Annotated in this window: 11 protein-coding genes; 5 read left to right on the forward strand and 6 right to left on the reverse strand. The window is 70.9% G+C overall.

All coding sequences use genetic code 11. The features are described 5' to 3' along the window. Positions 1 to 32: 32 nt before the first annotated feature. From ELQ92_RS04915 to ELQ92_RS04935, 5 genes are read right to left on the reverse strand one after another with little or no spacing between them, the layout of a single operon-like run. Positions 33 to 1,340 (reverse strand): DUF58 domain-containing protein, encoded by a 1,308-nt coding sequence (locus ELQ92_RS04915; protein ID WP_128497815.1) that lies wholly within the window; start codon positions 1,338 to 1,340, stop codon positions 33 to 35. Further along, positions 1,341 to 2,351 (reverse strand): AAA family ATPase, encoded by a 1,011-nt coding sequence (locus ELQ92_RS04920; RefSeq protein ID WP_128497816.1) that lies wholly within the window; start codon positions 2,349 to 2,351, stop codon positions 1,341 to 1,343. Then, positions 2,348 to 3,571: a DUF4350 domain-containing protein gene (locus ELQ92_RS04925; protein WP_128497817.1), complete on the reverse strand. Its 1,224-nt coding sequence runs from the start codon at positions 3,569 to 3,571 to the stop codon at positions 2,348 to 2,350. Before ELQ92_RS04925 ends, ELQ92_RS04920 begins: the two co-directional genes overlap by 4 nt. After that, positions 3,568 to 4,230 carry a DUF4129 domain-containing protein gene (locus ELQ92_RS04930; protein ID WP_166426709.1) on the reverse strand — a complete coding sequence of 221 codons (663 nt, stop codon included), beginning with the start codon at positions 4,228 to 4,230 and terminating at the stop codon, positions 3,568 to 3,570. The genes ELQ92_RS04925 and ELQ92_RS04930 overlap by 4 nt, the downstream gene beginning before the upstream one ends. A gap of 4 nt (positions 4,231 to 4,234) precedes the next feature. After that, entirely contained in the window at positions 4,235 to 5,689 is a 1,455-nt protein-coding gene (locus tag ELQ92_RS04935) for a DUF7847 domain-containing protein (protein WP_128497819.1), read from the reverse strand. 180 nt (positions 5,690 to 5,869) lie between these two features. On the opposite strand from ELQ92_RS04935, the gene mtrA reads away from it, so the two are divergent. From mtrA to hpf, 5 genes are all read left to right on the forward strand, one after another. Then, positions 5,870 to 6,556, forward strand: a complete 687-nt coding sequence (gene mtrA / locus ELQ92_RS04940; RefSeq protein ID WP_128497820.1) for an MtrAB system response regulator MtrA — start codon at positions 5,870 to 5,872, stop codon at positions 6,554 to 6,556. Next, a complete protein-coding gene (gene mtrB, locus ELQ92_RS04945; protein ID WP_424979709.1) occupies positions 6,553 to 8,214 on the forward strand; it encodes an MtrAB system histidine kinase MtrB in 1,662 nt (553 codons plus the stop codon). Before mtrA ends, mtrB begins: the two co-directional genes overlap by 4 nt. Continuing rightward, complete coding sequence (locus tag ELQ92_RS04950) at positions 8,211 to 9,890, forward strand: LpqB family beta-propeller domain-containing protein (RefSeq protein ID WP_128497821.1); 1,680 nt, start codon at positions 8,211 to 8,213, stop codon at positions 9,888 to 9,890. Before mtrB ends, ELQ92_RS04950 begins: the two co-directional genes overlap by 4 nt. Positions 9,891 to 10,037: 147 nt before the next feature. Then, entirely contained in the window at positions 10,038 to 10,712 is a 675-nt protein-coding gene (locus tag ELQ92_RS04955) for a ComF family protein (RefSeq protein ID WP_128497822.1), read from the forward strand. Between the two features lie 114 nt (positions 10,713 to 10,826). After that, complete coding sequence (gene hpf / locus ELQ92_RS04960; protein WP_128497823.1) at positions 10,827 to 11,492, forward strand: ribosome hibernation-promoting factor, HPF/YfiA family; 666 nt, start codon at positions 10,827 to 10,829, stop codon at positions 11,490 to 11,492. Between the two features lie 64 nt (positions 11,493 to 11,556). Here the strand turns inward: hpf and ELQ92_RS04965 are convergent, their stop codons facing one another. Continuing rightward, positions 11,557 to 12,201, reverse strand: coding sequence for a PadR family transcriptional regulator (locus ELQ92_RS04965; protein ID WP_128497824.1), 645 nt, complete (start codon positions 12,199 to 12,201; stop codon positions 11,557 to 11,559). Between the last annotated feature and the right edge of the window lie 30 nt (positions 12,202 to 12,231).

Consider the following 12,231-nt stretch of genomic DNA (forward strand, 5'->3'; position numbering starts at 1 on the left):
CGGTGCCGCACGCGCCGGGGCCGCCGCGCGGGTCAGAGTCGGCCAGCGGCCTTGAGCGCGAGGTAGTGGTCGGCGAGTGCCGGTGGGAGGTCGCTCGGGGACCCCGTGACGACATCCGCCCCCGATCGACGGACGGCGGCCGCGACGCGTGCCGCGTCGAGGACGGCCCGCTCCGCCGCCGCCGCCCGGTACACGGCCTCCCGATCGCCACGATCCGCTCGTGCCTCGAGGACGGCGGGATCGGTCACGGAGACGACGGCGACGGTGTGGTCACGCGTGAGTTGCGGCAGCACTGAGAGGAGGCCGGTGGAGGAACCGGGCGTCTCGATGGACGTCAGGAGGACGACGAAGGCGTGATGACTCGTGATCTGGCGGACGTGACCGGGGACGGCGTCCCAGTCCATCTCGATCAGGTCGGGATCGATGTCGGCCATGGCGTCGACGAGCTTCGCGAGCAGGTCGGCGCCCGTTGCGCCCGTGACGCGGCCGCGGACACGGCGGTCGACGGCGAGGAAGTCGACGCGATCGTCTGCTCTCGTCGCGAGCGCGGACAGCAGGAGCGTCGCCTCGAAGGCGGTGTCGAGCCGCACCTCGTCGGCGATCCGGGCGGCCGACGTCCTGGCCGTGTCGACGACCACCACGACGCGGCGGTCGCGCTCCGGGCGCCAGGTCCGGACGACGAGCTCGGAACGCCGAGCGGTCGCTCGCCAGTCGATCGAGCGCACGTCGTCGCCGCGCACGTACTCGCGCAGCGAGTCGAACTCGGTGCCCTGACCGCGCACCATGACGCTCGTCGCGCCGTCGAGCTCCCGTAATCGCGCCAACCTGCTGGGCAGGTGCTTCCGGGCGTTGAAAGGGGGAAGGACGCGCAGGACGCCCCGCGAGGCGATCGTCGCTTGGCGGGCACCCAAGTGGAGCGGTCCGACCGAGCGCACGGTCACGTGCTCGGATCGGCGTTCGCCGCGGCGGAAGGGGCGCAGCGTCTGCTCGATGCGCCGTCGCTCCCCGGGAGGGATCACGACGCGGCTCCGCTCGGACGGCGCACCGGCCGTCGGCTGCCAGCCGTCCCGGACGATCCCGCGCACGGTGCGGCGCCCCGTGTTCACGAGGAGGAGTTCGCTCGTCGTCGTCTCTCCGAGCCGGACCCGATCCGCGAGCGATCGCGTGATGCGCAGGGAGCGCGGGGATCCCGCGAGCACGACGTCGACCGCGAGCAGCACGATCGAGAGCACGATCCAGCCGGCGAGGACGGTGAACGCGCGCCCCTCGTCGACGCCGACCACGACGACGGGCACGATCCCGGCGAGCAGGAGCGCGACGAACCAGCCGGTGACCGCCATCTAGATCGGGACCTGGACCTGCTGGAGGATCGATCGCAGGATCGCGTCCGTGGCGACGCCCTCGAGCTCGGCCTCCGGCCGCAACTGCAAGCGGTGCCGCCACACGGGGATGACCATGGCCTGGACGTGGTCCGGAGTGATGGACGCGTAGCCACTCAGCCAGGCCCAGGCCTTCGCCGAGGCGAGGAGCGCCGTCGTCGCACGGGGGCTCACGCCCATGCGCACCGACGGACTCCGGCGCGTCGCCCGCGCGAGATCGACGATGTAGGCGAGAACGTCACCACCGACGGCGGTGCGGGCGGCGGCTGCCTGCGCGGCGGTGAGCTGCTCGCTCGAGAGCACGGGGGAGACCCCGGCACCCGCGAGGTCGCGCGGGTCGAATCCCGCGGCATGCCGCCGGAGCACCTCGACCTCGGTGTCCCGCTCCGGGAGGTCGAGCACGAGCTTCAGGAGGAAACGGTCGAGTTGCGCCTCGGGGAGCGTGTACGTGCCCTCGTATTCGATGGGGTTCTGCGTCGCGGCGACGAGGAACGGATTCGGGAGGGGACGCGTGACACCGTCGACGGAGACCTGTCGCTCCTCCATCGCCTCGAGAAGCGACGACTGCGTCTTGGGAGGCGTCCGGTTGATCTCGTCGGCGAGGAGGATGTTCGTGAAGACGGGCCCCTCGCGGAACTCGAACTCCCCGCGCTTGCCGTCGTACACGAGCGAGCCCGTCACGTCGCCCGGCATGAGGTCCGGCGTGAACTGCACGCGCTTGGTGTCGAGCTGGAGCGCGTGGCTCAACGTGCGCACGAGGAGCGTCTTCGCGACGCCCGGGACGCCCTCGAGGAGGACGTGTCCGCGCGCGAGCAGGGCGATGATGAGCCCCGTGACGGCGGCGTCCTGACCGACGACGGCCTTTCCGACCTCGGTGCGGACGCGGGCGAGCGATGCGCGCAGCTCGGCGGACGGGTCGGCCGAGCCGGCGTGCGCCGCCGCGTCGGGTGCTGTGGGGTACTGGTCGCTCATCGTGCAGGTCTCCCGGTGGGGTCAGTGAGGGTGCGGATCTGGGTCTCGAGGGTCGTGAGGGCGTCGGAGAGGGCCACGAGGTCGGCGTCGCTGCGAGGCACGGCCTCGACGAGGACCGCGCGGACCTCCGCGCCGGTCCGTCCGGTGAGGGACGCCGCTGCTGCCGCGACGGCGTCGACGTCGGCGTGGCGGGAGAGCGCCAGCAGGGAGGCGATCCGCTCGACCGAGCCGATGCGGAGCGCGTCGAGCGCACGCGTCCGCGCCGATGTCCGCTGGTAGAGCCGGGCGCGGCCCTCCATCGTCTCGCCGGCCCGCACGGTCACCGGGAGGGGTTCGACCACGAGGGGGCCGAACCTCCGACCGCGCCAGATCCCCGCGGCGATCGTCGCCACGAGGACCAGCAGGAGGGACGGCACGACCCAACCGGGGGTGAGCTCGCCGATCGTCGGGGGAGCATCGGCTTCGACGTCGGCGAGCCCCGGGACGTACCAGACGAGGTCCGTCGCCTGGCCGAGGAGACCGAGGGCGAGGGCCGCGTTGCCGTGTTCGGTGACCGAGCCGTTCGCGAACACGGCGGGGGAGCCGACGATCGTCACGGGGATCTCGCCGGGAACGCTCACGACACCGAACCGGTCGTCGCCGACCGGGAAGCACCCGCTCGCGTCCCCGTCGATCCGGTACGTGTTCTCGACCGTTGCCCGCTCGGCTCGCGCCATCACGGCGTCCCCGCACTCGGCGTCGACACCGTCGCCGGTCGCACTCCCCGCGAGGCGGACGTCCGGGGAGAGCTCCTGCAGGGTCTGGAAGGACGGAGCGACGACGACGACGCGAGCGGCGCTCGCTCTGAGGTCCTCGAGGCGAGCGGGATCGAGGTAGACGTTGTCGACGACGAACAGGGTCGCGCCGCCGTCGGCGACGGCGTCGAGCGCACCGATCGCCTCGGTCGCGCTGTACGCCGTGACGACGTCCACTCCTTCGGCGGCGAGCACCTCGGCCACGGCCTTGCCGCCGTCGGGGTTCGCGCTCGTGGGATCGAGCGGAGGCGCGGCCGGAGAACCGGCCCCGGCGAGGGAGTAGACGACCGCGACCACGAGCAGGCCGAACGCCGCCATGACGATCCAGAAGAGCGCGCGCCGGAGGCGTGTGCGCACGCGCGGGGTGATGACGTCCCCGTCGGCCCCCGTGGCGTCCGTCCGGTCGCTCGTGAGCGTCGCGGTCACGCGGACACCTCGTCGGGAGCGTCGGTGAAGTCGGGCGAGCGCCGGGAGAGCGACGCGTCGAGGTCGACGATGGACCGATAGAGCGCGGGCGTGCCCGACGCTCCGGCGTAGCGCACCGAGTCGAAGCCGTCGGCGGCGGCGGTCACGGCGGCGGAGAGATCCGGGAAGGCGGCGGACGCCTGCCCGGCGAACTCGTGCGCCGTCGTTCCAGGGAGCATCGTGACGACGGTCCGCTCCTGCAAGCCGCGAGCGAGGGCACGGAAGGCGTCGAGCGTCGCCGCCGTGTGGTCGCCGCGGGCGGCGGCGTCGGCCGCATCGGCGCGGAGCCGCGCGGCCGACCGGCGTTCATCGGCACCGAAGAGGCCGTCGTCCGCGCGACTGCGTCGATTGATTCGAGGCACGCCCCAGACGAGGAACGCGACGACGATGCCGACGGCGAGGAGCACGGCGATCACGAGCGGGACGAGGCCATCGAGGGAACCGTCCGTGGGTGCGACGAGCGACTGCAGCCACTCGGAGATCGCCTGACCGATGAGGTCGAGCAGAGTCGGTTGCGCCGCCTGGTACTCCGGGTCCGACAGTTCCCGGATGAGCAGCTCGCGCGCGTCGGGGGGCGAGGGGTCGACGGGCACGTCGACCGGCCAGGGGAGGGCGCGCACGCGGTCAGGCCTCGCCGCGGGACGAGCGCACGGCCAACGGGAACGGGTCGGCGACCTCCGGGTCGCCCGATTGCCGCGCCTCCACGAATCGGACGAGCTCGAGATCGAGCCCTTCCTTCCGCATGCGCAGATCGATGTACACGAGGGCGATCGCGGCGGCCTGGACGACGGAGGTAATCGCCGTCACGACGAGGGTGACGAGGAGCAGGAGGATGTAGGTCACCACGAACGTCGTGAGCGCCGCGCCCTCGCTGCTCTGCGTCGGGTCGACGAGGCCGCCCCCGATGCCCATGATCATGCTGATCGGGAACGTGACGACTTGTGCGGCGGTGCTCAGGATGATGGAGACCAGGGCGAGGACGCCGAACGTGCGCCAGAAGTAGCCGCGTGTGAGGGACCAGGAGCGGGACACCGCTCGGAACACCGGTGCGCGCTCGAGCACGATGAGGCTCGGGACGATCGAGAGCTTCGTCGACAACCACGCGAAGAGGACGACGAGGCCGAGCGCGCCGAGGACGGCGATCCCGATCCCGAGTCCGAGGAAGTCCGTGTCGATCGCGATCGTCGCCCAGACGATACCCACGAGGGCCCCGATGGCAAGGGCGATCGCGACCGTCGTGATGAGAGTCCAGCCGACGAGGGCCCAGAGGCGCGGCAGCGCTCCCTTCCAGACCTGTCCGAGGGTGAGCTTCTCGCCGAGGGTCGAGCGTGCGACCTCGGCGACGACGACGCCCTGCACCATGACCGTCCCGATCACGGAGATGACCACGGGGACGAGGGCGGCGAGGATGATCGCGAGGATCGACCCCGCGGTGATGGCGTCGCGGTCCTCCGGGGCGGCCGAGGCGATGCGGTCGGTCGCGAACCACGTGACGGACCCGAGCACGAGCACCGTGATGACGATCACGAGGCCCTGCACGAGCATCGCGCTTCCGAACGTGGCCTTCGGATTGCGCCGCAACGCCTGGAACGGCGCTCCGAGCAGGGTGCCGAATGCGAGCGGACGGAGTGGGATGAGACCGGGCTTCGGCGGGGGAGCCCACCCGGAGGTCGCCGGCCCCGCCGCGGTCCCGGCCCACGAGGGCGTCCCGGCGAACGCTTGTCCGAAGGCGGGCTGCTGTCCGTACGGGGGCTGCTGTCCGTAGGAGGGCTGCTGTCCGTAGGAGGGCTGCTGCCCGTAGGAGGGCTGCTGCCCGTAGGAGGACTGCTGCCCGTACGGGGCCCCGTTTGCCGACGTGCTCTGCGGAGGGGCGCTCGTCGGCGCCGCCTGCCCCCACGGGGAGCCGGCCGGTGGGGGGACGGATGCCGGAGCGGCCCAGGGGGTCGCCGACGGTCCGGGTTGCGGGACCACGCCGCTCGGACCGCCGCTCCGACCGGGATCGTACCCTCCGGCCTCCGTGCGCCCGTCCGTCTCCGGGGGCGTCCCGGCGTTCTCCCGCTCGCGCTCGTCCTCGGCCATGTGGCAGACCCTTCCCCGTCACCGTGAGATTCCGTGGCTCCATGCTTTCACACGGGGACGGCGCACACGTGGTCTCACGGCGTCGTGATGCGCCGTCCCGGGGCTCCTCGGCTACTCTGGGGGGAATATCGCGGGTGCGATCGGGCATCGCGGCCCGCGTGAGAAACGAGAACGGGGCCCATGAGCGCACGAATCCTGGTCGTCGACGACGACACGGCTCTCGCCGAGATGATCGGCATCGTCTTGCGCACCGAGGGCTTCGACACGGTGTTCTGCGCGGACGGGGCGCTCGCGGTGGAGACCTTCCAGCGGGAGAAGCCCGATCTCGTGCTCCTCGACCTCATGCTCCCCGGCATGGACGGGATCGAGATCTGCTCCCTCATCCGCCAGGAGTCCGGCGTCCCCATCATCATGCTCACCGCGAAGTCCGATACGGCCGACATCGTCGGGGGACTCGAATCCGGTGCCGACGACTACATCGTGAAGCCCTTCAATCCGAAGGAACTCGTCGCCCGCATCCGCACGCGCCTGCGGCCGGCAGCGGAGTCGGCGAGTGACATCGTGCGGATCGGCGACCTCACGCTCGACGTCGCCGCCCACGAGGTCATGCGTGCGGCGGAGCGCATCTCGCTCACTCCGCTCGAATTCGACCTCCTCCTCACACTCGCGTCGAAGCCGCAGCAGGTGTTCACGCGGGAGATGCTGCTCGAGCAGGTGTGGGGCTACCACTACAAGGCGGACACCCGTCTCGTGAACGTCCACGTGCAGCGCTTGCGGGCCAAGGTCGAGGTCGACCCCGACAACCCCCGCATCGTCATGACCGTGCGGGGAGTCGGCTACCGCGCGGGCGCCACCGACAGCGCGTGACCGGCGTGACCGACGTCGGTCTCGATCCGCAGCGGCTCGTGCGCGAGATCCGCGCCCTCCCCCGACGGGTCGCATCGGTGTGGCGACGGTCGTTGCAGTTCAAGACCGTGGTCGTCACGCTCGGACTCACGGGTCTCGCCGTCTTCATCGCGGGCGCGTACATGTCCGTGAGCATCGGCAACGACCTGTTCCAGTCGCGGCTCGAGCAGGTCCTCGTCGATTCGGCGCGAGCGCAGCTGGCCGCCCAGCGCACGTTCGACGCCGCCGAGACGGGGGAGGCCGTCAACCTCGACGGCGTGATGGGTTCGGCGCGCAATGACATCGCGACGGTCTCCTCGAGCCGTCTCATCACCGTCTACCGTGTGCCCGGCCAGGAATTCGACCCGGCGGCGCCTCAGGACTTCGAGAGCCCGGGGCTCGATGGTGCGGTCATCTCAGCCGGACTCCGCGAAGAGGTCGCGGAGAACGCGGACGGGCAGTGGTGGCAATCGGTCGAACTCTCCCAATCACGTGGGGGATCGCCCGCAATCGTCGTCGGGCAGCGCATCACCGTGCCGGGAGCCGGCGACTACGAGCTCTACATGGGGTACGACCTGAGCGACCAGGAGGAGACCCTGCAATTCGTGCAGCGCACTCTGCTCCTCGCGGGCCTCGCCCTGCTCGCCCTCATCGGTGCCGTCGCGTGGGCGGTCGTCCGCATCGTCGTCCTTCCCATCCGGATCGCCGCCGAGACGAGCGAGAGACTCGCGGCGGGAGAGCTCGAGGTACGTATCGATCGTCGCGGGGAGGACGAGATCGCGACCCTCGCGCGCTCCTTCAACGAGATGGCGGAGAGCCTGCAGTCGCGGATCAAGGAACTCGCCGAGCTCTCCCTCGTCCAGCAGCGGTTCGTGTCGGACGTCTCGCACGAGTTGAGGACGCCGCTCACGACGATCCGGCTCGCGGGCGACGTCCTCTACGACCAGAGGACCGACTTCCCCCCGTCGACCGCTCGAACCGCGGAACTCCTCCACACGCAGGTCGAGCGGTTCGAGCTGCTGCTCGCCGACCTGCTCGAGATCAGCCGGTACGACGCCGGGTCCGCCGAGCTCGAGACCGAACCCACGAGCATCGCCCGGCTCGCCGAGGACTCCGTCGAGGAGCTCGGTGAACTCGCGCGCCAGCACGGCTCGGACCTGCGATTCGTCGCTCCCGGCGGGTACACCGAGATCGACGTCGACCCGCGTCGTATCCGGCGCATCGTGAGGAACCTCGTCGGTAACGCGATCGAGCACGGTGAGGGTCGCCCGATCGTGGTCTCCGTCGACAGCTCGGAGACGGCGGTGGCTCTCGGCGTCCGCGATTACGGGCTCGGTATGGCCGAGGTCGACGCCGAGCGCGTCTTCGACCGCTTCTGGAGAGCCGACCCGTCTCGACGACGCACGATCGGCGGAACGGGGCTCGGGCTGTCGATCGCGATGAGCGACACGAAGCTGCACGGGGGAGCACTCGAGGTGTGGTCGCGGCCTGGTGAGGGCAGTCTCTTCCGGCTGACGCTGCCGCGTACGCCGGGCGCGGCGCTCGGAGAGTCACCCGTCCCGCTGCCGCCGGTCGACGCCGATTCACCGGGGGCGGCGTCCCTGACCGTCGATCCCCCGTCGAGAGAGGTGACGCCATGAAGCGCATCGTCGCATCGATCCTCGCCGCGTTCCTCGTGATCGTGTGTGCGGGTTGCGTCGGGATCCCCCGGAGTGGCGTGGTGCAGGAGGGCAAGCCGATCACCGCGGACGACGGCCTCGACATCACCTTCATCCCGAGCGGACCACAACCCGGGTCCACCCCCGAGCAGGTTCTCAGGGGCTTCATCGCTGCGGCCACCGGGCCGCAGAACAACTACGCGGTGGCCCGCGAGTACCTCGCCCCCGGGATCGAGCGCGAGTGGAGACCGGACGTGAGCGTGCTCGTCGACGCCTCCGCCGACCGGCGGTTCGAGGCGGAGGGCGACGCCGTCCAGCTCTTGAGCGTCTACCCGGAGGCGCAAGTGGATGCGAGCGGCCTCTACGAGCGGAACCCGTCGGACAACCCCGTGGTGCTCACGTACGGCTTCGAGCAGGTAGAGGGGGAATGGCGCATCAGTTCGGCGCCCGACGGCATCGTGCTCGACGCCAGTACATTCACGACGGTGTTCGGCGCGCACGCGCTCATGTTCTTCGACCCCACGTGGACGTACCTCGTGCCGGATATCCGCTGGTTCCCGACGCGCGCCTCGACCGCGACAACGGTCGTCAAGGAACTCCTCGACGGTCCCGCTCCGTGGCTGAGCGGCGGGGTGAGGACGGCGTTCCCCGATGGGACGGCCCTCTCGACGCAATCGGTGACGGTGGACGGGGACGTGGTCCGGATGGACTTCTCGAGCGGATTCACGGGGGAGAACGCGGTCGCGCAATCGAGGATGAGGGCGCAATTGAGCGCGAGCCTGACGGGAATCGGGATGCTCGGTCCGGACAGCATCTCCTCGCAAGGCGCGGTCGTGGACATCGACATCCTCACGGTTCCGTCCCCGCGCGTCGACGCGCGCGCCCTCGTGCTCGCCGAGGAGGGCTTCGGGTTCCTCTCGGGCGACGTCGTCGAACGGATCGACGGGCTCTCGCCCGCCGTCGAGGGCCTCGCACCCTCAGCGGTCTCGGTCGGTGTGGGTCTCGCCTTCGCGGCGGCGCTCACCACCGACGGGGTCTTCGTGGTGCCGTCGGGGGGCGAAGACCCACTGCGGGTGGACGCGAGAGGTCGCCTTATCGCCCCGACCGTCGATCCCTTCGGGTACACGTGGAGCGTCCCGCAGGATGACCCCGGAGCCATCCTGGCGTTCCGGCGCGACGGCAGTTCGACGCCGGTCGAGACGCCGTGGCCCGAGGCCTCGAGCATCACCTCTCTCCAGGTGTCGCGAGACGGCACGCGCATCGCGGCGCTCGTGACGACCGCGTCGACGACCCGCCTCGTCGTCGCCGCCGTCACACGATCGGAGCCCGCGGGTCCTCCGACGGCGATCGGCGACCTCTACGAACTCGATGAGACGCTCGGCAGCCCGCTCGCGGTGACGTGGGTGGACGATCGCACGGTCGCGTCCCTCACCGAGGACGAGGAAGGCGATGGGGAGATCGAGGTCTACACGATCGGCTCGAGCAGTACGATCGCTCCGGCGCTCGCCGGAGCCACGACGGTCGTCGGCGCGAACACGCCGCAGCAGATCCGTGCTCTGCTCGAGACGGGCGAGATCCGGGTGCGCAGCGGATCGGGCTGGCAGACCCGGGCGACCGGCATCCTCGTCCTCGCGACGCAACTCGCGACCCTCGGCTGACGCGTCCACCCGATCTCAGGATGGTCGCGAGCCCGGGGGACAGTGCTAGGTGACTCCGTGTCCACAGCACGGCGGTGATCGCCGTGCTCCACGGGCGCCACGGACAGTCGAGTGCGGAAGCCGCCGTCGTGCGAGCGTGGGCCCGTGATGAGCGAGCTGCCCCCGGCCCTCGCGCGAGCACTGCGGGAAGCGCTCGCCGTCGTCCTCCCGGTCGCGTGCCCCGGGTGCGGCTGTCCGGACACCGGGGCGTGCGACGACTGCCGAGTTGCCTGCACGGCGGTCGTCAGGTGCGAGACGGTCGGCGACGTCCCGGTGTGGTCGGCGCTCGAATACGCGGGGCCCGTCGCCCGTCTGGTCACGGCGTTCAAGAACGAGGGCCGGACGGGACTCGCACGCGTGCTGGGCACGTCGTTCGGCCGGAGCGTCGCCGCGGCCGTCGATCCGGACGCCGTCGCTTCGGGTTCCGTCGTGGTCGTCGCGATACCCGGCCGTCGCTCCTCCCTCCGGAGAAGGGGATACCGCCCGGTGCACCTCCTTGCTCGGCACGCCGGGGTGCAGCTCACCCGGGGCCTGCGTTTCGTCCGTCAGCCGCGCGATCAGGTTCGACTGGGTCGTGTGGATCGTGCGGAGAATCTCGCCTTCGCGATGCGCGGGACCCCCGTCCTGAACGGTCGCGACGTCCTCATCGTCGACGACGTCCTCACGACAGGCGCGACGGTCGCCGAGGCCGCGCGGGCTGTGCACGTCGCGGGCGGACGGCTCGTCGGGGCGGCGGTGCTCGCGCGCACGCTGCGGGGCCGGAGACGATCGGCGCCTCCCTGAGAGGTGGGTCAGAAGTCCCGTGACAAGCATTGGCGGCGGCGCTAGTGTCGAACGACACGGCGTGGAAGAACCGTCCGAATCGTCAGGCGGCACGCCGAGAACGGGGAGGTCGCTGTGGAAACCAACATCGTCGGTCTGGGGCTGGGGATCACGGATCGCTTCCGGGACTACGTCGAGGAGAAGTCCGAGAAGCTCGGCAATCTCGCCGATCGCGCTCTCGCCTTCGACGTCAAGGTCAGCCGTCATCATGACAAGAGCGGGAAGCCGGGGGACGACCGCGTCGAGCTCACGCTCGTGGGCCCGGGACCGCTCGTTCGGGCCGAGGCCTCCGGGTCGGACAAGTATGTCGCCTTCGACCTCGCCATCGCGAAGATCCTCGAGCGGGTGAGACGCTCGAAGGACCGGAAGAAGGTGCACCGCGGTCGTGGCCGTACGCCACTCCGGGCGGCGAGCGAGCAGGGCTTCGCGAACGCCGGCCTGCAGGCGGCCCCCGTCGAGGTCCTCGCAGCGGTCCAGACGGGCTCCGTGCCGGTCACGGGCGGCGATGAGGAACCCGATGAAGAGGACTACAGCCCTGTCGTCATCCGCGAGAAGGAGTTCCCCGCCGAGTGGATGACCGTCGACGAGGCCGTCGACCGGATGGAGCTCGTGGGGCACGACTTCTTCCTGTTCATCGACGCCCGGACCGACCAGCCGAGCGTCGTCTACCGTCGGAAGGGCTGGGACTACGGCGTGATCGAGCTCGTGGACGAGGCGAAGACCAAGGCGAAGCGAGCCTGACCTCTCACCCTCACGACGGCGATGGTGCGTCCGCGCACCATCGCCGTCGTCGTGTCCGCGCTCCTCAGATGGGCCGTGTGGTGGTGGGTCGTGTCGCGGCGGGTCGTGCCGCGGCCGGTCGTGCCGGGGCGGGTCCGGCTTTCGCCGGCCGGCCCCGTCGCGGCTTCTCCGTCGACAGGGGGACGGGCTGCGCCGGGGTCTCCTCGAGCACACGTGCGCAGTGGTCGAGCCACGCGAGCTCCGCTTCGGCGTCGAAAGCGAGCCCGTCGCGAATGAGTCGCCTCGAGAGCGCGGAGGCGGAGCCGGTGGCTCCCTCGTCCTCGCGGCGGAGCTCCTCGAGTCGAGACTGCGTCGCGGCTCTCTGAGTGCGGAGGACGGCGCCGACGTCCGAGCCGGGAAGGGTGGCCGCGATCGCGACCTTGATCGCGAGTTCGTCGCGCGTGCCCCGCGCCGGAGGCGTCGGGTCGGCGAGCCATGCTGATGCCGAACTCCGCCCCTCGTCGGTGATCTCCCAGTAGAGATGCCCGTCGGTGTCCGTGTCCCCGCGGCGCACGAGCCCGTCCCGTTCGAGGCGCTCGAGCGTCGTGTACGTCTGCCCGACGTTGAGGCCCCACGTCGATCCGGTCCGCCGGTCGAACTCCGCACGCAGCTGGTACCCGTAGCAGGGTCCGATCGAGAGGATCGCGAGCAGGCTCTGTCTGACGGTCATGGCGCTCCGGAAGTCGACGGATAGGGATAC

The sequence above is a fragment of the Labedella populi genome (assembly GCF_004078655.1).
GTDB classification, from domain to species: Bacteria; Actinomycetota; Actinomycetes; order Actinomycetales; family Microbacteriaceae; genus Labedella; species Labedella populi.

What these genes read in the sequence shown, in the direction of transcription:
- ELQ92_RS04915 (WP_128497815.1), bottom strand. Translation starts at nt 1,340, where the DNA reads ATGGCGGTCACCGGCTGGTTCGTCGCGCTCCTGCTCGCCGGGATCGTG.
- ELQ92_RS04920 (WP_128497816.1), bottom strand. Translation starts at nt 2,351, where the DNA reads ATGAGCGACCAGTACCCCACAGCACCCGACGCGGCGGCGCACGCCGGC.
- ELQ92_RS04935 (WP_128497819.1), bottom strand. Translation starts at nt 5,689, where the DNA reads ATGGCCGAGGACGAGCGCGAGCGGGAGAACGCCGGGACGCCCCCGGAG.
- mtrA (WP_128497820.1), top strand. Translation starts at nt 5,870, where the DNA reads ATGAGCGCACGAATCCTGGTCGTCGACGACGACACGGCTCTCGCCGAG.
- ELQ92_RS04950 (WP_128497821.1), top strand. Translation starts at nt 8,211, where the DNA reads ATGAAGCGCATCGTCGCATCGATCCTCGCCGCGTTCCTCGTGATCGTG.
- ELQ92_RS04955 (WP_128497822.1), top strand. Translation starts at nt 10,038, where the DNA reads ATGAGCGAGCTGCCCCCGGCCCTCGCGCGAGCACTGCGGGAAGCGCTC.
- ELQ92_RS04965 (WP_128497824.1), bottom strand. Translation starts at nt 12,201, where the DNA reads ATGACCGTCAGACAGAGCCTGCTCGCGATCCTCTCGATCGGACCCTGC.